A 20,548-nucleotide genomic window follows, 5' to 3' on the forward strand; every position below is an offset into this window, starting at 1 on the left:
CATCCAAAGGGGGAATGGCGCCATGAACGATACCCATCTCATCTGGATTTTCGCGCTCGGTTTTCCGCTGTTCTTCGTCGCGATATGGCTGTTCGTCGTCCGCATCCTGTCGTGGGTCGGCTGGTCGAAATATCTGCCGGCCTTCGCGTGGGACCGCCCGATTCCACCCGACGCGCGCCGCTATGGCTGGGCGACGATGGTCATCGGCCGCTTTCCGGGGGGCGTCAGCTACAAGAATGCGATGAACGTCTGGATCGACGCGCGCGGCTTCTATCTGCGCCCGCCGGTCTTCTTTCGCCTGTTCCACCCGCCGCTGCACTTCGGCTGGGACGCGGTCGCCGCGATCGAACCGCGCCAGACCTTCTGGATCAAGGCGTGGCAGCTCGCCTTTCGCCGCGACGTGCCGATGCTGACCTTTGGCGGCGCGGCCGGGCAGGCGCTCTTCGACGCGTGGCAGGGCCGCGGCGGAGGCAGGTCAGCCTGACATCGCTAAAGCAAAACTGAGTCGACCAATCCGCATTGCATACCTATTCCCCCGCCAACCTTCTCCCCAGGGCAGCAGGAGCCTGACATGACGACGACGCCTACCCAGACGAATATGGTGCATCTGTTCGGCGGCGCGGCCACCACGGCCGAGCGCTCGAAGGAATTGCTGGGCGGCAAGGGCGCGAATCTCGCCGAGATGGCGTCGATCGGCCTGCCGGTGCCCCCGGGCTTCACGATCACCACCGAGGTCTGCACCGCCTATTATGCGAACGGCGAGCAGTTCCCCGCGGGCCTTGCCCACGACGTCGAAAACGGCATCGCGCATATCGAGGGCATCACCGGCAAGCGCTTCGGCGATCCGGCGAACCCGCTTCTCGTCTCGGTCCGCTCGGGCGCGCGGGTGTCGATGCCGGGGATGATGGACACCGTCCTCAACCTCGGGCTCAACGACAGGACCGTGGTGGGTCTGGTCGAGGCGTCGGGCGATCCGCGTTTCGCGTGGGACAGCTATCGCCGCTTCATCCAGATGTATGCCGACGTCGTCATGGGACTCGACCATGCGGCGTTCGAGGAAGCACTGGAGATCGCGAAGGAAGACAAGGGCTTCTATCTCGACACCGAGATGGCGGCCGAGGACTGGCAGGCGCTGGTCATCGAATATCTGGCGATCGTCGCGCGCGAAACCGGCGCGCCCTTCCCGCAAGAGCCCAAGGATCAGCTCTGGGGCGCGATCGGTGCCGTCTTCGCGAGCTGGGAAAGCGACCGCGCGAAAGTCTATCGCCGTCTGAATTCGATCCCCGGCGAATGGGGCACCGCGGTCAATGTGCAGGCGATGGTGTTCGGCAATATGGGCGATACCTCGGCGACCGGCGTCGCCTTCACCCGCGATCCTGCGACCGGCGAGCGCGCCTGGTACGGCGAATGGCTGATCAATGCCCAAGGTGAAGATGTCGTCGCGGGCATCCGCACGCCGCAATACCTCACGAAAATCGCGCGCGAAAAGGCGGGCGCCAAGCCGCTGTCGATGGAAGAGGCGATGCCCGGGACTTTCGGCGAACTCGGCCGCGTCTTCGACACGCTCGAGACGCATTACCGCGACATGCAGGACATCGAGTTCACCGTCGAGCGCGGCACGCTGTGGATGCTCCAGACGCGCTCGGGCAAGCGCACCGCCAAGGCGGCGCTGAAGATCGCGGTCGACATGGCCGCCGAGGGGTTGATTAGCGAAGAGGAAGCGGTGCAGCGCGTCGACCCCGGCGCGCTCGATCAGCTTCTCCACCCGACGCTCGACCCCAACGCCGCGCGCGACGTGCTGACCAAGGGGCTCCCGGCGAGCCCCGGCGCGGCGTCGGGCAAGATCATGTTCGACGCCGACAGCGCTGAAAAGGCTGCGGGCATGGGCGAGGCGGTGATTCTCGTCCGCGTCGAAACGTCGCCCGAGGACATCCACGGCATGCACGCCGCAAAGGGCATCCTCACGGCGCGCGGCGGGATGACGAGCCACGCGGCGGTCGTGGCGCGCGGCATGGGGCGCCCCTGCGTCTCGGGCGCCGGCGGGCTGGCGATCGACGGCGCGGCGCGCGTGCTGCGCGTCGCCGGGCGCGAGCTGCGCGAAGGTGATGTAATCACGCTCGACGGCTCGACCGGCGAGGTGATGGCGGGCGAGGTGCCGACGCTGCTTCCCGAACTGGTCGGCGATTTCGGCACGCTGATGGCGTGGGCCGACAAGGTGCGCCGGATGAAAGTGCGCACCAACGCCGAAACGCCGCAGGACGCCCAGGTCGCGCGCGATTTCGGTGCCGAAGGCATCGGCCTCTGCCGCACCGAGCATATGTTCTTCGACGCCGCGCGGATCACCGCGGTGCGCGAGATGATCCTCGCCGACAGCGAAGAAGGCCGCCGCGCCGCGCTCGCCAAGCTGCTGCCCGAACAGCGCGGCGACTTCGCCGCGATTTTCGGCGTGATGGCGGGGCTGCCGGTGACCATCCGCCTGCTCGATCCGCCGCTGCACGAGTTCCTGCCGACGCGCGAGGAGGATTTCGCCGAGGTCGCGGCGGCGGCCGGCGTCGGGATCGAGGCATTGAAGGCGCGCGCGAACGAGCTCCATGAATTCAACCCGATGCTCGGCCATCGCGGCTGCCGCCTCGGCGTTACCTATCCTGAAATTTACGAGATGCAGGCGCGCGCGATCTTCGAGGCGGCGTGCGACGTCGCCGCCGAAACCGGCGCCGCGCCGATCCCCGAGGTGATGATCCCGCTCGTCGCGACGCGCCGCGAGTTCGACCTGATGAAGGCGGTCGTCGATACGGCCGCCAAGGCGGTATTCGCCGAGCAGGGGCGCGAAATCGCCTATCTCGTCGGCACGATGATCGAACTGCCGCGCGCCGCGCTGATGGCGGGCGAGATCGCCGGGTCGGCCGAATTCTTCAGCTTCGGCACCAACGATTTGACGCAGACGACGATCGGCATCAGCCGCGACGATGCGGGCCGCTTCCTGACCCAATATGTCGACAAGGGCATCTTCGTCACCGACCCCTTCGTCAGCCTCGACGTCGAGGGCGTCGGCCAGCTGATCGAACTGGCGGCGGAGCGCGGCCGCGGGACGCGCGCGGGCATCAAGCTCGGCATCTGCGGCGAGCATGGCGGCGACGCGCCGAGCATCCATTTCTGCGAGAAAACCGGGCTCGATTACGTCAGCGCCTCGCCCTATCGCGTGCCGATCGCGCGGCTCGCGGCGGCGCAGGCGGCGCTCAAGGCGAAATAGGGAAAAAGGGGGTTGCGCGCCCGCGCAACCCGCCTTAAAGGCGCCTCTCCACGCACCCGTAGCTCAGCTGGATAGAGCACCAGACTACGAATCTGGGGGTCGGACGTTCGAATCGTTCCGGGTGCGCCATTTCTCCCATCGCTGGTTGTCGTTGGCGCGGATTCCTTGACCGGATCGCCTTCGTAAGAGAGTGTTCGACTGAAAATTCGGCGGCCTGATCGCCAGTCGAAGGGCTTTTGCGCCGGGCAGGAGCCTGATATCGGGAGTATTGCGGCCGAAGCTGAGCGGGAGATGTCCCGGTCGTTCAGCGATCGTTCGGACACATGATCCTAGATGGGCGGGATAACCATAGGAGAAACAGCCATGAAGAAACTCCTTGCCGCCGCCATTTTCGCGAGCCTCGCCTTGCCCGCTGCTCCCGCGTTCGCCGATCCGCCGCCCTGGGCCCCGGCCCATGGGAAGCGCGCGAAGGATCGCGGCCTTTATGACAGCTATGGCCGCTATTATGAGCCGCGCCGCCTGTCGCGAGACGACCGCATCTGGCGGAGCAGGGACGGACGCTATCACTGCCGGCGCGACAATGGCACGACCGGGCTGATCATCGGGGCCGCGGTCGGCGCGCTGGTCGGCCGCGAACTCGATGGCGGGCGCGACCGGACGGTCGGCACGATCATCGGCGCGGCGGGGGGCGGCCTGCTGGGGCGGGCGATCGATCGCGGCGAGCTTAAATGCCGCTGACGTTCGCGCTCCCGCGTTCAGCCATCCTGTAATACATCCGCCCGGCGTGCGTCGGCTTCATCGATCGCGAGCAGCGACGCGCCGCGCGTTTCGCGCATGACCAGCGCGGCGATCAGGCTGACGGCGCCGGCGAACAGGATGTAGATCGCGATCGGCGTCCAGCTGTCATATTCGCGCAGCAAGGCGGTGCCGATCAGGGGCGCCCACGATCCCGCGACGATCGCGGTCGCCTGATAGCCGATCGAGACGCCCGAATAGCGCATCCGGGTCGGGAACATCTCCGCCATGATCGCGGGCTGCGGCGCGTACATGAAGGAGTGGATCGCGAGGCCGAGCATGATCGCGGCGAGGATCATCACGGTGCCCCCGGTGTCGAACATCGGAAAGGCGGCGAAGGGCCATGCCATGGTGAGCGCGGCGCCCGCGATATAGACGGGCCGCCGCCCCACCCGGTCGGCGAGCGCGCCGACCAGCGGAATCACGATCACATGCAGGATATGCGCCGCAAACAGCAGCGCGAGAATACGTGTCGCGTCGATGGCGCGGTGGTGGAGGTAGGTGATCGAGAAGGTGACGATCATGTAATAGACGATATTCTCGCCGAACCGCAGCGCCATCGCGGTGAACACGCCGCGCGGGTAACGTTTGAAGACCTCGACGAGCCCATAGCCGGCCTCGGCCGCGCGTTCGGCCTTCGCCTTCGCCGCCTCGAAGATGGGCGAATCGCTGACCTGGGTGCGGATGTAATAGCCGATGGCGACGATCACCACCGACAGCCAGAAGCCGACGCGCCAGCCCCAGGCGAGGAAGGCCTCCTTGGACAGCGTCGCCGAAAGCACGAGCAGCACGACCGTCGCGAGCAGATTGCCGAGCGGGACGCCAGCCTGCGGAAAACTGCCCCAGAAGGCGCGGCTTTTGTTCGGGCTGTGCTCGGTCACGAGCAGCACCGCGCCGCCCCATTCGCCGCCGAGCGCGAAGCCCTGGACGAAGCGCAGCAGCACGAGCAGCGCGGGCGCCCAATAGCCGATGCTCTGAAAACTCGGCAGGCAGCCCATCAGGAAGGTCGACGCGCCGATCAGGATCAGGCTGAACTGGAGGAGCGACTTGCGCCCGATGCGGTCGCCGACATGGCCGAACACCACCCCGCCGAGCGGGCGTGCGATGAAGCCGACCGCATAGGTCGCGAAGGCGGCGATTATGCCGTCGAGGTCGTTGCCGGTTTCGGGGAAGAAAAGCTGGCCGAACACCAAAGTCGCGGCGGTGCCATAAAGGAAGAACTCGTACCATTCGACGACCGTGCCCGCCATCGAGGCGCCGACGACCTTCTTCAGATAGGGCAGGTCGGCCCGCTGTTCATGCTCCATAATCCCGCTCCCGCGTCTCTCCCGGTCCCTTCTATGGAACGGTCGCGCGGCGATTTGAAGGGCGAGGCTTGCAGCGGACGGGCCGGCGCGCATAGCTATGCCCTGTTGCGTCGCCGCGGCGGCCGCGACAATCTGCGCCGAAGGCGGCGTTCGGCCGCACGAGGGAGAGACATGAGCCAGTCCATTGTCACGGTCGATATCGGCGGGACCCACGCGCGCTTCGCGATCGCCGAGGTGGAGGGCGGTCGCTGCATCGCGCTCGGCGAGGCGACGACCCTGCATACCGAGGATCATGCGAGCTTCCAGACCGCGTGGCAGGATTTCGAGCGGCGCCAGGGCGGCAGCCTGCCGCGCGCCGTGGCGATCGCCATCGCGGGGCCGACACGCGGCGAGATCATCCGCTTCACCAACAATCCGTGGATCATCCGCCCGGCGTTGATCCGCGAAAAGCTGAACGTCGACGATTATGTGCTGGTCAACGATTTCGAGGCGGTGGGCCACGCCGTGGCGCAGGCCGACGCGCGCTATTTCGAGCCGCTGTGCGGCCCCGACCAGCCGCTGCCCGAAAGCGGGACGATCAGCGTCATCGGGCCGGGAACCGGTCTCGGCGTCGCGCATGTCTGGCGCGACCGCGATGCCTATCGCGTCCAGGCGACCGAGGGCGGTCACATCGATTTCGCGCCGCTCGACAGCATCGAGGACGCGATTCTCGCGCGGCTGAGGAAACGCCACCGCCGCGTGTCGGTCGAGCGCATCGTGTCGGGGCCCGGCATCGTCGACATCTTCGAAACGCTCGCGGCGATGGAGGGGCGGGCGGTGACGCCCGAGGAGGATGTCGCGATCTGGACGCGCGGCATGGCGCAGGAGGACAGCCTCGCCGCCGCCGCGGTCGACCGCTTCTGCCTGTCGCTCGGCAGCGTCGCGGGTGACCTGGCGCTTGCCCAGGGCGCGAGCGGGGTGGTGATCGCGGGCGGGCTTGGCCTTCGGATTCGCGACCATCTGGTCCGCTCGGGCTTCCCCGAGCGCTTCGTGTCGAAGGGGCGGTTCGAAAATTTCATGGCGGCGATCCCGGTCAAGCTGATCACCCATCCGCAGCCCGGCCTGTTCGGCGCCGCCGCGGCCTTCGCGCGCGAGCATGGCTGACCCGTTCGCAACACCCCTTTCGCGCGCTGCCTTCGCCCGGTAGAGCGGAGCAGCATCACGAAACAGGGGACAGATTTTCCATGCCTTCAGGCCTTTTTGCCCTGCTCGACGACGTCGCGACCATCGCCAAGGTCGCCGCCGCGAGCATCGACGATATCGGCGCCGCGGCGTCGAAGGCGGGGGTGAAGGCCGCGGGCGTGGTGGTCGACGATACGGCGGTGACGCCGCGCTATGTCACCGGCTTCACCCCCGACCGCGAGCTGCCGATCATCTGGCGGATCACCAAGGGGTCGCTGTTCAACAAGCTGATCCTGATCCTGCCCGCGCTGCTGCTGCTCTCGTCGCTCGCGCCGTGGGCGATCACGCCGCTGCTGATGCTCGGCGGCGCCTATCTCTGCTTCGAGGGCGCGGAGAAAGTGCTGCATTCGCTGCAGGAGGACAAGACGAGCCTCGCCGAGGATGCCGCGATCGTCGCCGACAAGTCGCATGAAGAGACGATGGTGAAGGGCGCGGTGCGCACCGACTTCATCCTCTCGGCCGAGATCATGGTGATCGCGCTCAACGAAGTGCTCGACGAGCATCTGGTCATGCGCGGCGCGACGCTCGCGCTGGTCGCGGTCGCGATCACGATCGCCGTCTATGGCGTGGTCGGTCTGATCGTTAAGATGGACGATATCGGGCTCCATATGGCCGAGCGTGGATCGAGCGCGCGGCGCGCGGTCGGGCGTGGGCTCGTGCATCTGATGCCCAAATTGCTCGCCGCGCTCGCGACGATCGGCACCGCGGCGATGCTGTGGGTCGGCGGCCAGATTGTCCTCCACGGCCTCGACGAATATCATATCGGCGGCCTCGGCCATGCCCTCCATGATTTCGCGCAGCGGGTCGGCGGCGGGTTGCCGCTGGGCGGCGCGTGGGAATGGCTGATCGGCGCCGCTGGCGCGGGCGTGTTCGGGCTGCTGCTGGGCGGATTGATCGTGGGGCTGCTCCACCTGCTGCCGGGCAGGAAGGCGCATTGATCGACCCCAGGGAGACGGGCGAATGAAGGGCGAAAATGATCCGCTGGCGGCCTTCTGGATGCCCTTCACCGCCAATCGCGCCTTCAAGGCGCACCCGCGCCAACTCGTCTCGGCGAGCGGCATGCACTATCGAAGCGCCGACGGCCGCACGATCCTCGACGGCACCGCCGGCCTGTGGTGCAGCAACGCGGGGCATTGCCGCCCCGAGATCGCGGAGGCGATCGCCAAGGCGGCGGCGAGCCTCGATTTCGCGCCGACCTTCCAGCTCGGGCATCCGCAGGCTTTCGAGCTGGCGCAGCGGCTCGCGGCGCTGATGCCCGAGGGGCTTGACCGCATCTTCTTCACCAACAGCGGATCGGAATCGGTCGACACCGCGCTGAAGATCGCGCTCGCGATCCAGCGCGCGCGGGGGCAGGGGATGCGCACCCGGCTGATCGGGCGCGAGCGCGGCTATCATGGCGTCGGCTTCGGCGGGATCAGCGTCGGCGGCATCGTAAGCAATCGCCGGACCTTCGGCGGCGGGCTGCCCGGCGCCGACCATCTGCGGCACACGCACGATATCGCGCGCAACGCCTTTTCGCGCGGATTTCCGCAGTATGGCGCCGAGCTTGCCGACGATCTCCAGCGGCTCGTCGACCTGCACGGCGCCGAGACGATCGCGGCGGTGATCGTCGAGCCGATGGCGGGGTCGACCGGCGTGTTGCTGCCGCCCGCCGGCTATCTCCAGCGGCTGCGCGAGATATGCGACCGGCACGGCATTCTCCTGATCTTCGACGAGGTGATCACGGCCTTCGGGCGCGTCGGCGGCGCGACCGCCGCCGGCCGGTGGGGCGTGACGCCCGACATCCTCACCATGGCGAAGGGGTTGACCAACGCTGCGGTGCCGATGGGCGCGGTCGCGGTGAAGCGCGAGTGGCACGACGCGGTGATCGAGAGCGCGCCGGGCGGCATCGAGCTGTTCCACGGCTATACCTATTCGGGACATCCGCTCGCCTGCGCCGCGGGGCTCGCCGCGCTCGACCTCTATGCCCGCGACGGGCTGTTCGAGCGCGCCGACGAGCTGGCGAGCTATTGGGAGGATACGGCGCACGCGCTGAAGGGCCGCCGCCACGTCATCGACATCCGCACCAGCGGCCTCGTCGCCGGCATCGAGCTCGAGCCGCGGCCCGGCGCGCCGACCGCGCGCGCGATGGAGCTGTTCCATGCCTGCTTCGACAACGGCCTGCTCGTCCGCGCCACCGGCGACATCATCGCGCTGTCGCCGCCGCTGATCGTCGAGAAGGCAGAGATCGACGCGATGTTCGGGACGCTCGCTACGCTCCTCGACGCGACCGCCTGAGTCCCCGCTTCAAAGCTGTTCGAGCAGCGGGACCAGTTCGGAATAATCGCCGATGACATGATCGGCGCCGAGTTCCTCGACCGGCTGGTGGAGAAAGCCGAAGCCGACCGTGATGCTCGTCGCTCCCGCGCCGCGCGCCGCCATGACGTCGAAGATGCTGTCGCCGACGAACGCCGCCCGCCCGCCGCCGCATGCGTCGATCATCGCGCGGATCGGCTCGGGCGAGGGCTTCGCCTTGCCGGGGCCGAGCGTGTCGCCGCCGATGATTGCCGCCATGCGATCGGCAAGGCCGAGCTCGCCGAGCAGTAGCCGTGCCAGCCGTTCGAGCTTGTTGGTCATCACCGCGGTTCGCACCCCGAGCGCGTCGAGCCGGTCGAGCGCGTCGACGAGCCCCGCGAAGGGGCGGCTGTGGACCGCGATGTTCGCCTCGTAATAGGCGAGCAGCGCCTCGTAGAGCCGCGGCGAATCGCCCTCGGGAATGCCGCCGGTCGCGGCCAGCCCCTGTTCGAGCAGATGCGCGGTGCCCAGCCCGATCATCGGCCGGACCTCGGCCTCGCTCAGCGGTGCGCGCCCGGCGAGGCCCAGGGCATGGTTGAGCGCGGCGGTGATGTCGCCCGCAGTGTCGACGAGCGTGCCGTCGAGGTCGAAACCGACGATCGCGAAAGGAAAATCATTCATCGCCCGCGCATGCCGCGACGGTCTGGAAACCGCAATGATTTGCTGGCATGGCAGCGCGCATGAGCAACCGACCGATCGCCGCCATCATCCTTGCCGCGGGCAAGGGCACCCGCATGAAATCCGACCTGCACAAGGTGCTCCACCCCATCGCCGGCCGCCCGATGCTGATGCACCTGATGGCGAGCGTCGACGCGCTGGCCCCCGCAAAGAAGGTCGTGATCGTCGGCGACAAGGCCGACCAGATCGAGGCGGCGCTGGGCGGCGGCGCGAGCCTCGCGGTGCAGGAGCCGCAGCTCGGCACCGGCCATGCGGTGCGGCAGGCCGAAGCGGCGCTCGCGGGCTTCGACGGCGATGTGCTGATCCTCTACGGCGACGTGCCCTTCGTCCCGACCGCGACGATGCAGGCGATGATCGACCGGCTGAACGCGCCCGACGCGCCCGCGGTCGTCGTGCTCGCCTTCGAGCCCGCCGACGCCCAGCATTATGGCCGCGTGATCACCGAAGCCGATCGCGTGACGAAGATGGTCGAATATAAGGATGCGACCGAGGCCGAACGCGCGGTCAAGCTCTGCAACTCGGGGCTGATGGCCGCGAGGGCGGCGGACCTCTTTGCGCTGCTCGCGCGCGTCACCGACGACAATGCGGCGAAGGAGTTCTACCTCGTCGATATCGTCAATATCGCCAACGCCGATGGGCGGCCTTGCGCGGTCGTGACGACCGATCCCTTCGACGTCACGGGGATCAACAGCCGCGCCGAACTCGCGGCGATGGAGGGTGCGTGGCAGGCGCGGCGGCGCGCGGCGGCGATGGCCGATGGCGCCAGCCTGATCGCGCCCGATACCGTCTGGTTCGCCTGGGATACCCGGATCGGCCGCGACGTGCTGATCGAACCCAATGTCTTTTTCGGCCCCGGCGTCAGCGTCGCCGATGGCGTGAAAATCCGCGCGAACTGCCATATCGAGGGCGCGATCATCGGCGCGGGATGCGAGGTCGGCCCCTTCGCGCGCCTCCGCCCCGGCACGGTGCTGGGCGAAAAGGCGAAGATCGGCAATTTCGTCGAGACCAAGAAGGCGGTGCTCGGCAAGGGCGCGAAGGCGAACCACCTGACCTATCTGGGCGACGCCACCGTCGGCGCGGGCGCGAACATCGGCGCGGGGACGATCACCTGCAATTACGACGGCTATTTCAAATATCAGACGGTAATCGGCGACAACGCCTTCATCGGATCGAACAGCGCGCTCGTCGCGCCGGTGAAGATCGGCCGCGACGCGATCGTCGGCGCGGGCAGCGCGGTGACCCGCGACGTCGCCGACGGCGAACTGCGCCTCGTCCGCGGCGAACAGCTCGTCAAGCCCGGCTGGGCCGACCGCTTCCACGACGCGATGCGCAAGAAAAAGGCGGCGGAGAAGGGGGCGAAATAGCCTCCCGGCGTTCGATCCCGGCGCCGCGTCGCCAGGCCCGGTTTCGCGTCAGCGATCCTTGCCGCTCTGTTCGGCTATATAATTCAGTTCCTGCAGCGAGGCTTCGTCGCCGGGCATGATCGCCAGGCATTTGTCGAGCGCGACGCGGGCTTCGTCCCAATGGCGTAGCTCGGATTGATTGAAGGCGATGCCGCGATAGGATCGGCAACGCCGCTTGTCGCGAATGCGCTGCACCGCGGCCTTGTCTTCCATGAAGTCGAGCGACAGATCGTTCGTCTCGCTTGCGCGAGTGAAGATTTCGAGCGACTTTTCCCATTGGCGCCCGGTCTTGTACCATTCGCCGAGTTCATTGGCGTAGTGATTATTGTCGGGGTCCATCGCGACTGCCGCCTCGAGATAGGGCCGCGCTTCGTCGCGGCGGCCAAGGTCGATCAGGGCAAATCCCTTGAGGAAATAGGCGTCGCAAATATTGGGCGACAAAGCGACGGTTGTCGCAGCGCCTTTGCTGCTTCCCTCGTTTGCAGCCGCCGCGGCGCTCACCAATTGGGTCAGCGTATCGCCCGGTCCCGAGGCGCAGACATAGGCGGTGTCAGGGCTGCGCCCGGCCTCGAAGCGCCCGATGATCTCCTGTGCCTTGGCAACGGTCTGGCCGAAGTCCTTGGCGCGCAGGGCATCCATGGCTTCTCCGATGGCGATCGAGTCGGCATCGTCCGGCGTGTCCGCCGATGCGGGAACCGCAACAAGGCCGAGGGTCGCGGCAAATATCATGGCAACTGGTCGAAACATCGTCACTCTCCCCCGAACGCATGTCATAAGCCGGTGCACCGCAGAGGCAACTTTGAAAGCTTGAATGCGTTTGCGAACCTTGCATTTGCCTCGAGAGCATTGTCCAGAGGCTGACCTGCCGGGAGGGAAGGGGGAGGGCTGAAGGCCATGAAGCTGGAGAAGATGATTTGAGCGACCGTTATACCGACAAGCCCTTCCTGCGCTTCGTCGATGCCTATGTGCTGCGCGCGATCGGCCATCTCGACACCGCGACCGCGGCTTATTGCGACGCGATGGTGCCGCAGCTCCGGCAAAGCTTCGCCACGGCGGAAGGCGGCTGGGTCGAGATCGTCGAGCGGCAGATGAAATTCCCGCCTGAGCTGCCCGGGCAGATTCGCAAGATATGGGAGGACGGCAAGGCGCGTTTCGCGGAAGGCCATGGCGAGGCGCCCGATCCGGTGCAATTCGCGATGATCTTCGTCGACCGGAATTTCGGGCGGAGTTAACGCGGCTTCTCTTGCAATGATATCATGATATGCTATCTATATATCATGCGAATTTTGACCGACATTCCCGAGGAAGATATCCAGAAGCTCGATGCGCTGGCCGCGCAGACGAAACGGTCGCGCGCCGCCGCGATTCGCGACGCGGTTCGGCTCTATCTGGTCCAGAATGCGGGCAGCAAGGATTGGATCGCGCGCGGTGCGGGCTATTGGAAGGGCCGGGATGACATCGGCGACGGTGTCGAATATCAGCGCGCCGTTCGCGAAGATCGCACCCCGTTCGACTGATCGCCTGTGTCCGACCCCTTCTTCGATACCAACATATTGATCGATTGGCTGCAGGATCGCCCGCAGGCGGTCGCAGAACTGTCGCGCTACCGGCGGCACCGGATCAGCCGCGTCGTCTGGACCGAAATATTGACCGGCGAAGCGCTCGAACGGCGTGACGTGGTCCAGCAACTCATCGCTCCTTTCGAGGTCGTCGAAATCGACGCCCGCATCGCCCTCGCCGCCGCCGATATCCGACATCGAACCCGGATGAAGTTGCTCGACGCTTATGTGCTCGCCACGGCGCAAGTGAACGGGGCGATCCTGATTACCCGAAACACCAAGGATTTTCCGGCCGCAATGCCGGGTATCCGCGTCCCCTATACGCTCTGAAAGAAAGCCAGACCCCCATGTGCGGAATTATCGGAATCATCGGCCAAACCCAGGTGGCGGATCGTCTGGTCGACGGCCTCAAGCGGATGGAATATCGCGGTTATGATTCGGCGGGCGTGTGCACGGTGGAGGGCGGCCAGCTCGTCCGCCGCCGTGCCGAGGGCAAGCTCGCCAATCTCGTCAAGGAGCTCAGCCGCAACCCTGCACCCGGCACTGTCGGCATTGCGCACACGCGCTGGGCGACGCACGGCGCGCCGACCACCAGCAACGCCCACCCGCACGCGACCGGCGAGGTCGCGCTCGTCCACAACGGGATCATCGAGAATTTCAAGCCGCTGCGCGAAGCGCTCACCGGCCGCGGGCGCGTTTTCGAAAGCGAGACCGATACCGAGGTCGTCGCGCATCTCGTCTCCGAACAGGTCGAGGCGGGCAAGTCGCCCGCCGATGCGGTGAAGGCGGTGCTGCCGCAGCTGCGCGGCGCCTTCGCGCTCGCCATCGCCTTTCGCGGCCATCCCGATCTGCTCATCGGCGCGCGGCTCGGATCGCCGCTCGTCGTCGGCTATGGCGAAGGCGAAACCTATCTGGGGTCGGATGCCCTGGCCCTGGCGCCGCTGACGCAAAAGATCGCCTATCTCGAGGAAGGCGATTGGGTTATCATCGGCCGCGACGGCGCGCAGATTTTCGATCATGAAAACAATCCTGTGGAGCGCGAAGTTACCACCAGCGGCGTCTCCGCGGCGACGATCGAGAAGGGCAATTACCGCCACTATATGCAAAAGGAGATATTCGAGCAGCCGACGGTGGTCGCGCAGACGCTCTCCTCCTACATCCGCCCGCTCGAACAGACGGTCGCGCTGCCGCAGATGGATTTCGACCTGAGCAAGATCGACCGCATCACGATCGTCGCGTGCGGCACCAGCTTCTACGCCGGCATGGTCGCCAAATATTGGTTCGAAACCTTCGCGCGCGTGCCCGTCGACATCGATGTCGGGTCGGAATTCCGCTACCGCGACCCGGTGCTTGCACCCGGCGGGCTCGCGCTCTTCATTTCGCAGTCGGGCGAGACCGCCGACACGCTCGCGGCGCTGCGCCATTGCAAGGCGCACGGCCAGACGATCGCGGTCGTGGTCAACGTGCCGACGAGCAGCATGGCGCGCGAGGCCGACCTGCTGCTGCCGACCCATGCGGGGCCCGAAATCGGCGTCGCCTCGACCAAGGCCTTCACTTGCCAACTCGCGGTGCTCGCCGCGCTCGCCGCGCACCTCGCGCTCAAGAAGGGCAAGCTCAGCGAAGAGCAGGAGCGCGAGATCGTCCGCCACCTGATCGAGGCGCCCGCGGCGCTCAACGCGGCGCTCGCGCACGACGAGGATATCGCGGCGATGGCGCACCTCGTCGCCCCGGCGCGCGACGTTCTCTATCTGGGCCGCGGCCCCGACTATCCGCTCGCGCTCGAAGGCGCACTGAAACTCAAGGAAATCAGCTATATACACGCCGAAGGTTATGCGTCGGGTGAAATGAAGCACGGACCCATCGCGCTGATCGACGAAGCGGTTCCGGTCGTCGTCCTCGCCCCCTCGGGCCCGCTGTTCGAAAAGACCGTCAGCAATATGCAGGAGGTGCGCGCGCGCGGCGGCAAGGTCGTGCTGATCAGCGACGCCGAGGGCCTCGCCGAAGCGGGCGAAGGCTGCCTCGCGACGATCGAGATGCCCAAGGTCCACCCGCTGATCGCGCCGCTCGTCTATGCGGTGCCGGTGCAGCTTCTGGCCTATCATGTCGCGGTCGCGAAGGGCACCGACGTCGACCAGCCGCGCAATCTGGCGAAGTCGGTGACGGTGGAATGAGCTGGGAGGCGCATTGCCATTGTGGCACGGTTTCGGTGCGCCTTGCCCGCGCACCGGAAGAACTCGCCGAATGCAATTGCTCGCTCTGCTTTTCGCACGGAATCCTCTGGGCCTATTATTCGCCGCGCGATGTGGTGATCGAGGGCGAGACACGGACCTATAATCGCGCCGATCGGCCGAACCCCAATTCGGACCTGCATTTTTGCCCGACCTGCGGCTGTTCGACCCACTGGTCGGCGACCGAGGGGCTGATCGAGCGGATGGGCGGCGAGGTCGATCTGATGGGCGTCAACATGCGCCTGTTCGCCCCGTCGCAGCTCAGCGGTTTGAAGCTGGTTTTCCCCGACGGGCGTCACTGGTCGGGCGAGGGATCGTGGGACTATGCGCGCGAGCCCGGGGTCATGCCCTGATCCGATGACCCCAGCCGCGATCATCTTCGACTTCGACGGCGTCATCGCCGACAGCGAAGTGCGGGCGAACCAGACGCTCGCCGAAAGCCTGACCGCGATCGGGCTGCCGACCAGCTATGACGACTGCTTGCGCGACTATTACGGGCATAATTGGCGGGAGACGCAGCGGCGGATCGAGGCGCGCTTCGGCCGTGCGCTTCCCGCCGATTTCCGGGAACGCCACCGCGAACGCGCGCAGGCGCGCTTCGCCGAGGGGTTCGGGCCGGTGCCCGGCGCGCCCGAGTTTCTCGCGTCATTGGGCGACCGGCCGCGCGCGGTCGCCTCGTCGAGCAGCCCCGCCTATATCGCGATGTCGCTGGATCGCTTCGGCCTCGCGCATCATTTCGGGCGCCATGTCTACAGCGCCGACGGCTGGGACCGCGGCAAGCCGCATCCCGACATCTATCTCGCCGCTGCGAAGGGGCTGGAGGTCGATCCGGCGGCATGCCTCGCGATCGAGGATTCGCCGACCGGTGCACAGGCCGCGCTCGCGGCGGGGATGACGGTGGTGGGTTTTTGCGGCGCGGGGCACATCGCCGACCGCGCAGCGCATGGCGCAGTGCTGCGTGAGGTCGGGGTGCACCATGTCGCCCATTCTTTCGACGAGATCGTTGTCGCCGCTTGACTCCACTATTCGTCACCCCGGACTTGATCCGGGGTCTGCCTGCCTTGAAGGAAAAGGCGGATCCCGGGTCAAGCCCGGGATGACGAAGACGGGGCGAGGGCCGCTGCACATGAACTTCCTTGGCAACGCGCCCGGGATGAAAAACCGCTGTCCTACAAAGCATGGGCGGGTTAGCCTGCCCTATCAGGCCTAGACCGGTGGAACCGCTGTGCAGCCGCTGCGCGATGCGAATTGCGAGTGAAGTTGCCCAGTTTTCCGCGCCTTTCGACGAAAGGCCCGAAGGAGAGATACCATGTGCAATGACATCACCGAAGCCGATCTCGACCGCGCCGGGCTTCCCGTCCGGCGGCGCGAGTTCGGCGCCCTCGTCGGGGTCGGGGCGCTCGCGTCGATGCTGCCCGCCGCCGCCTGTGCGGCCGGCGCGGTGAGCGGGCGCGACGTTTCGATCACCACCGCCGACGGCACCTGCGACGCCTATTTCGTCGCGCCGGGCGAGGGCAGGCACCCCGGGGTGCTGATCTGGCCCGACATTCGCGGCCTCCGCCCCGCCTTTCGCCAGATGGCCGACCGGCTGGCGGGCGAGGGCTACGCGGTGCTGTGCGTGAACCCCTTCTATCGCTGGGCGAAATCGCCGGTGGTCTATGCGGGCCATGATTTCGACGACCCCGCGGTGCGCGAGACGCTGTTCGGCTATCTGAAGCGGCTCGACAAGGCGGCGGTGACGACCGACGCGACCGCGCATCTCGCCTTCCTCGATGCGCAGAAGGAGGTCGATAGCGCAAAGGGCATTGGCACCGCGGGCTATTGCATGGGCGGGCCGATGGTCATCTATACCGCCGCGCTGAACCCGGAGCGGGTGAAGGCGGCGGCGAGCTTCCACGGCGCGAGCGTCGGCACCGACAAGCCCGACAGCCCGCACCTCCTGATCCCCCAGACCAAGGCGGGCTTCCTGTTTGCGATCGCCGACAATGACGATCAGGAAAATCCCGAGGAAAAGACCCGGCTGAAGGCGGTGCTCGACCCGCGTCCCGAATGGCACGAGGTCGAGGTCTACAAGGGCGCGCTCCACGGCTGGTGCCCGCCGGACGGTCGCGCCTATAACGAGGCGGCGGCCGAAAAGGCGTGGGGCCGGATGCAGGTGCTGTTCAAGGCGGCGCTCTGACGCCTCCGTTCTTCGATGCGATGAGGGTGGATTTCATCAGGTCGGGCGAGCGCCGCTACAGCGTGCGGGTCGAGCGCGGCGACGCGCCGGCGCTGATCATGGATCCGGCGCCGGGGTTCGACGCCGACCTGCCGCACGACATGGTGCATTTCGTCGCCGAGGGCGTGCTGGGGCTGAAGACGGGCGTGTTCGGCCAGATCGCGGCGGGCGGCAACGCCGGCGGCTTCCGGATCGAGGCGGCGGACGGCGCGCGCGATGCGAAAGAGCATCGCCGCGCGGTGCGCAAGCAGGTGGCCAAGGGACAGCGGCTGGTGAGGGATCAGGGCCGCGAGGGCGAACTCTCCGAACTCGCGGCCTTCCTGTTCGACGTTGAGTGGCGCCGCCGATCACGCCCCGACAGCGCAACGCAGCGGGCGGCGCTGAGCGAGGCCGAACGGGTGCGCGCGTCGCTGAGCGCGGACGAAAGGGCACGCCTCGACGCGGCCGCGCCGCGGGTGTTCGACACGTTCGACGCGCTGTCGGCAGCGTGGCGGGCGCTGCGGGCCGGCGAGGCGCTGGCGCTCGAATGGCCGACGCTGGAGCGGGTTGGCTAGCTTACCCCATCGGGTAGAGGATATCCTTGCCGACCTGGTTCAGCGCCTTCATCACATCCTTGCCGAGCACCAGGTCGATCGCATCGAGGATCGGGTCGAGCTGGTCGTCGGCGCTGACCCCGACGATCGTCGAGGCGACGAAGTCGTGCTGTTTCGACCAGGCGGTCGCCATCGTCACCGGGTGCAGCCCCGCCTCGGCGGCGATCGCCAGATAGCGCGCCGTCGCGGCGAGCGACTTGTCGTTGACGAAGCGGCGTCCCATCGCGGCCTGCCGCCCCTCCATCTTAAGGTAACGCGAGAAGCGCGCGCCCTCGGGCATCGCGCCGTCCTGATATTTGCCCGACAGAACCCCGCCGGCGAGCGGCGAATAGGGGATCAGGCTGACGCCCTCCTGCCGGCTGACCTGCGCCAGTTCGTCCTCGAAGCGGCGGTTGTTGAGGCTGAAATTATTCTGGATCGTCTCGTAGCGCGCCAGGCCGAGCCGTTCCGAAGCGCCGAGCGCCTTCATCAGCCCCCAGCTCGTCTCGTTCGAGCAGCCGAGAATGCGGACCTTGCCCTCGCGGACGAGGTCGTCGAGCGCCTCCATCATCGCGTCATAGGGCGCGTCATGGTCGGGCCAATGGGTCTGATAAAGGTCGATATAGTCGGTCTGGAGGCGCGTCAGGCTCGCCTCGACCGCGGTGCGGATATGGTGGCGGTCGAGCGCGGTCGTGCCGCCGCGGCACGGCGACTTGAACCAGACATGGCTCGGTCCCGACACCTTGGTCGCGAGGATGATCGCGTCGCGGTTCTTGGTCTTCAGCCAGCGGCCGACGATCTCCTCGGTACGCCCGACCCATTTGATATCGGGCGGCACCGGATAGCCCTCGGCGGTGTCGTAGAAATTGATTCCGGCCTCGAAGCAGCGGTCGAGGACGCGGAACGCGGTCGCTTCGTCGGCCTGGCTGCCGAAGGTCATCGTTCCCATGCAGATGTCGGACACATGGATGGCGCTTCGGCCAAGGCGGCGGCTCTTCATGGGCTCTGATCTCCGGATCGATGGGGAGGGGAGCGCCGTGCATAGGTGGCGCGCCGCGGCCTTGCAATCAGATGAGCAGCGCGAGCGATCCGACGAGCAGCGCCGCCATCGCCCAGTTGAACGCACGCAGCCGCGCCGGGCTCGACAGCCAGCCGCGCAGCGCCTGCCCCATCACCGCCCACAAGCTGGTCGAGGGCAGGTTGATGACGCCGAACACGGCGGCGACGAAGACGATTGCGGCGAGATTGCGGTCGGGGGCGTAGAGGGCGATCGCGGTCAGCGCCATCGACCAGGCCTTGGGATTCACCCACTGGAACAGCATCGCTTGGACGAAGCTCATCGGCTTGCCCCGCGCGCCGCCTTCAGTGTCGGGCGCCGCGGCGTTGGCGATCTTCCACGCCAGCCACAGGAGATAGACGACGCTCACCACCTTCAGGATCAGGTTCAGGACGGGGAAAAGGTCGAACAGCTCCATCAGCCCGACCCCGACGAGGACGATCATCAGCGTGAAGCCGATGCCGACGCCGAGCGCGTGCGGCACGGTGCGGCGCAGGCCGAAATTGGCGCCCGACGCCATCAGCATCATATTGTTCGGCCCCGGCGTGATCGAGGTGACGAGCGCGAAGGCGGAAAGCGCGGCGAGGGTGGTCTGTTCCATGCGCGCAATATAATTCGTCATCAACGGCAAGTGATTGCAAAGTTGGCCGTCATTCGGGTATTATATGCAATCTATGAATGAGATCGACGCTATGGGCCGCAAGATATTGCGTGAACTGTCCCGCGAGGGGCGAATCTCCAACCTCGACCTTGCCGAGCGCGTCGGGCTGTCGCCCTCGGCCTGCCTGCGCCGTGTGCAGGAGCTCGAACGCAGCGGAGTAATCAAGGGTTATCGCGCGCGCATCGATCCGGCGCGAACGGGGACGGGCTTCATCGCCTATGTCGCGGTCGGCCTGTCGCGCCACACCAAGGATGCGCAGGCGGGTTTCGAAGCCGCGATCGCGGAAGCGCCCGAAGTGCGCGAGTGCCACAATGTTACCGGCTCGATCGAATATCTGCTGCGCGTCGAGGCCGCCGACCTCGCCGCCTACAAGCATTTTCACACCGAGGTTCTGGGCGTGCTGCCGCAGGTGAATGCGATCACCACTTATGTGCTGATGGATTCGCCGAAAGACGAGCGGGCTTAATAAAGCTCGTCAATCCCGCGCAAAGAGGCAATGGCACGAAGGAGGAGATGGAAGAGGGGGCTCGATTTTAAGGGCTGGGTTCAGCCGAAGCTGACGTCGACCACCCGGCCGCCCCGATAGCTGCAGCCGAAGCTGCGCGCCGGACCATCGGGCGCCGACACCGTGCCGGTGACATACCAGCCGCCATCGTTCGGGCGCGCCTCGGTAATGCTGTCGACGCGCGCGCCGTCGCCGAGTTCGCCTTCGGCCGCCCAGCTGCACGCATCGCTGGCGCGCGCTTCGGCCTCGCCGGAGCCATAGGCGCCGTCCTCATAGGGGCGCATGTCTCGCGGCTGGTAATAAGGCTCGTCGCGCGGTTCGTCGCGATAGGGCGGCTCGTACCGGTCGTCGCGGTCGCGCCCGTCCTTGCTCACGGCGCTGGCGATAGCCGCGATCGCGCCGATGACGAACAGGCCGCCGATCACGTCGCCGGCATCGATCCGGTCGTGATGGCGATAGCCCCAGCCGCCGTGATGGCCGCGCGCCTCGGCGGGGGTGGCGCTGAGCCCGATAGTGGTGAACAGGACCGCCGCGGCGGTCGTCAGGCCGGTGAATTTCCGCATCGCTCGATGACTCCATGGCGGACGAGGAACGATCCGGCCCGCAATGTGGCGGGCATAACCGCCTCATGCTTTCGCGCCGCTGAACCGTGGCCGACGTGCGGCGAGTCGTGAAAGACGGAAAACGGCCGAAAGTTGTCGATCCTCCCCGGCACGGGGTGGGGGACCACCGAAGGTGGTGGAGGGGCCGCGACGGTTGC

At 66.9% G+C, this 20,548-nt stretch carries 22 protein-coding genes and 1 tRNA gene; 17 read left to right on the plus strand and 6 right to left on the minus strand.

Annotation, left to right across the window (positions count from 1 at the left end):
• Window positions 1-22: 22 nt before the first annotated feature.
• The 4 genes from ACOTSS_RS06610 to ACOTSS_RS06625 all read left to right on the plus strand — a co-directional run bounded on the left by ACOTSS_RS06610 (window position 23) and on the right by ACOTSS_RS06625 (window position 3,988).
• Window positions 23-484, plus strand: a complete 462-nt coding sequence (locus ACOTSS_RS06610) for a hypothetical protein (RefSeq protein ID WP_448690712.1) — start codon at window positions 23-25, stop codon at window positions 482-484.
• Between the two features lie 87 nt (window positions 485-571).
• The gene (ppdK, locus tag ACOTSS_RS06615; protein WP_448690713.1) at window positions 572-3,250 is read left to right on the plus strand and encodes a pyruvate, phosphate dikinase; all 2,679 of its coding nucleotides are present in this window, start codon (window positions 572-574) and stop codon (window positions 3,248-3,250) included.
• 52 nt (window positions 3,251-3,302) lie between these two features.
• A tRNA-Arg gene (locus tag ACOTSS_RS06620) sits at window positions 3,303-3,379 on the plus strand.
• A gap of 234 nt (window positions 3,380-3,613) precedes the next feature.
• Entirely contained in the window at window positions 3,614-3,988 is a 375-nt protein-coding gene (locus ACOTSS_RS06625) for a glycine zipper 2TM domain-containing protein (protein WP_448690714.1), read from the plus strand.
• Window positions 3,989-4,005: 17 nt separating this feature from the next.
• On the opposite strand, the gene ACOTSS_RS06630 is transcribed toward ACOTSS_RS06625, so the two are convergent.
• Window positions 4,006-5,352 (minus strand): MFS transporter, encoded by a 1,347-nt coding sequence (locus tag ACOTSS_RS06630; RefSeq protein ID WP_448690715.1) that lies wholly within the window; start codon window positions 5,350-5,352, stop codon window positions 4,006-4,008.
• A gap of 171 nt (window positions 5,353-5,523) precedes the next feature.
• On the opposite strand from ACOTSS_RS06630, the gene ACOTSS_RS06635 reads away from it, so the two are divergent.
• The 3 genes from ACOTSS_RS06635 (at window position 5,524) to ACOTSS_RS06645 (ending at window position 8,850) form a co-directional block, all read left to right on the plus strand.
• On the plus strand, window positions 5,524-6,495 hold the full coding sequence (locus ACOTSS_RS06635) for a glucokinase (RefSeq protein ID WP_095384260.1): 972 nt from the start codon (window positions 5,524-5,526) through the stop codon (window positions 6,493-6,495).
• 80 nt (window positions 6,496-6,575) lie between these two features.
• Entirely contained in the window at window positions 6,576-7,511 is a 936-nt protein-coding gene (locus ACOTSS_RS06640; protein ID WP_448690716.1) for a DUF808 domain-containing protein, read from the plus strand.
• Between the two features lie 22 nt (window positions 7,512-7,533).
• Window positions 7,534-8,850 (plus strand): aminotransferase class III-fold pyridoxal phosphate-dependent enzyme, encoded by a 1,317-nt coding sequence (locus ACOTSS_RS06645; RefSeq protein ID WP_448690717.1) that lies wholly within the window; start codon window positions 7,534-7,536, stop codon window positions 8,848-8,850.
• A gap of 9 nt (window positions 8,851-8,859) precedes the next feature.
• On the opposite strand, the gene ACOTSS_RS06650 is transcribed toward ACOTSS_RS06645, so the two are convergent.
• Window positions 8,860-9,528 (minus strand): HAD-IA family hydrolase, encoded by a 669-nt coding sequence (locus ACOTSS_RS06650; protein WP_448690718.1) that lies wholly within the window; start codon window positions 9,526-9,528, stop codon window positions 8,860-8,862.
• 59 nt (window positions 9,529-9,587) lie between these two features.
• On the opposite strand from ACOTSS_RS06650, the gene glmU reads away from it, so the two are divergent.
• Window positions 9,588-10,949, plus strand: coding sequence for a bifunctional UDP-N-acetylglucosamine diphosphorylase/glucosamine-1-phosphate N-acetyltransferase GlmU (glmU, locus tag ACOTSS_RS06655; protein WP_448690719.1), 1,362 nt, complete (start codon window positions 9,588-9,590; stop codon window positions 10,947-10,949).
• Between the two features lie 48 nt (window positions 10,950-10,997).
• Here glmU and ACOTSS_RS06660 read toward each other — a convergent pair whose 3' ends face one another.
• Complete coding sequence (locus ACOTSS_RS06660) at window positions 10,998-11,717, minus strand: tetratricopeptide repeat protein (protein ID WP_448690720.1); 720 nt, start codon at window positions 11,715-11,717, stop codon at window positions 10,998-11,000.
• A 185-nt stretch (window positions 11,718-11,902) separates the two neighbouring features.
• On the opposite strand from ACOTSS_RS06660, the gene ACOTSS_RS06665 reads away from it, so the two are divergent.
• The 8 genes from ACOTSS_RS06665 (at window position 11,903) to ACOTSS_RS06700 (ending at window position 17,547) form a co-directional block, all read left to right on the plus strand.
• Complete coding sequence (locus tag ACOTSS_RS06665; protein ID WP_448690721.1) at window positions 11,903-12,220, plus strand: hypothetical protein; 318 nt, start codon at window positions 11,903-11,905, stop codon at window positions 12,218-12,220.
• A gap of 45 nt (window positions 12,221-12,265) precedes the next feature.
• Window positions 12,266-12,505 (plus strand): ribbon-helix-helix domain-containing protein, encoded by a 240-nt coding sequence (locus ACOTSS_RS06670; protein ID WP_448690722.1) that lies wholly within the window; start codon window positions 12,266-12,268, stop codon window positions 12,503-12,505.
• 6 nt (window positions 12,506-12,511) lie between these two features.
• Window positions 12,512-12,877, plus strand: a complete 366-nt coding sequence (locus tag ACOTSS_RS06675; protein ID WP_448690723.1) for a PIN domain-containing protein — start codon at window positions 12,512-12,514, stop codon at window positions 12,875-12,877.
• A gap of 17 nt (window positions 12,878-12,894) precedes the next feature.
• Window positions 12,895-14,718 carry a glutamine--fructose-6-phosphate transaminase (isomerizing) gene (glmS, locus tag ACOTSS_RS06680; RefSeq protein ID WP_448690724.1) on the plus strand — a complete coding sequence of 608 codons (1,824 nt, stop codon included), beginning with the start codon at window positions 12,895-12,897 and terminating at the stop codon, window positions 14,716-14,718.
• The gene (locus tag ACOTSS_RS06685) at window positions 14,715-15,128 is read left to right on the plus strand and encodes a GFA family protein (RefSeq protein ID WP_448690725.1); all 414 of its coding nucleotides are present in this window, start codon (window positions 14,715-14,717) and stop codon (window positions 15,126-15,128) included. Before glmS ends, ACOTSS_RS06685 begins: the two co-directional genes overlap by 4 nt.
• Window positions 15,129-15,132: 4 nt before the next feature.
• Window positions 15,133-15,792, plus strand: coding sequence for an HAD family hydrolase (locus tag ACOTSS_RS06690; RefSeq protein WP_448690726.1), 660 nt, complete (start codon window positions 15,133-15,135; stop codon window positions 15,790-15,792).
• Between the two features lie 292 nt (window positions 15,793-16,084).
• Window positions 16,085-16,954, plus strand: a complete 870-nt coding sequence (locus ACOTSS_RS06695) for a dienelactone hydrolase family protein (protein ID WP_448690727.1) — start codon at window positions 16,085-16,087, stop codon at window positions 16,952-16,954.
• 26 nt (window positions 16,955-16,980) lie between these two features.
• A complete protein-coding gene (locus tag ACOTSS_RS06700) occupies window positions 16,981-17,547 on the plus strand; it encodes a hypothetical protein (protein ID WP_448690728.1) in 567 nt (188 codons plus the stop codon).
• Between the two features lies 1 nt (window position 17,548).
• Here ACOTSS_RS06700 and ACOTSS_RS06705 read toward each other — a convergent pair whose 3' ends face one another.
• Both ACOTSS_RS06705 and ACOTSS_RS06710 read right to left on the minus strand, forming a co-directional pair.
• A complete protein-coding gene (locus ACOTSS_RS06705) occupies window positions 17,549-18,565 on the minus strand; it encodes an aldo/keto reductase (protein ID WP_448690729.1) in 1,017 nt (338 codons plus the stop codon).
• A 67-nt stretch (window positions 18,566-18,632) separates the two neighbouring features.
• Window positions 18,633-19,223, minus strand: a complete 591-nt coding sequence (locus ACOTSS_RS06710; protein WP_448690730.1) for a LysE family translocator — start codon at window positions 19,221-19,223, stop codon at window positions 18,633-18,635.
• Window positions 19,224-19,296: 73 nt separating this feature from the next.
• Here ACOTSS_RS06710 and ACOTSS_RS06715 point away from each other — a divergent pair, with 73 nt between their 5' ends.
• Window positions 19,297-19,749, plus strand: a complete 453-nt coding sequence (locus ACOTSS_RS06715; protein WP_448690731.1) for an Lrp/AsnC family transcriptional regulator — start codon at window positions 19,297-19,299, stop codon at window positions 19,747-19,749.
• A gap of 80 nt (window positions 19,750-19,829) precedes the next feature.
• On the opposite strand, the gene ACOTSS_RS06720 is transcribed toward ACOTSS_RS06715, so the two are convergent.
• On the minus strand, window positions 19,830-20,351 hold the full coding sequence (locus ACOTSS_RS06720; RefSeq protein ID WP_448690732.1) for a hypothetical protein: 522 nt from the start codon (window positions 20,349-20,351) through the stop codon (window positions 19,830-19,832).
• Window positions 20,352-20,548 lie beyond the last annotated feature (197 nt).

Source organism: Sphingopyxis sp. NJF-3 (assembly GCF_053514865.1).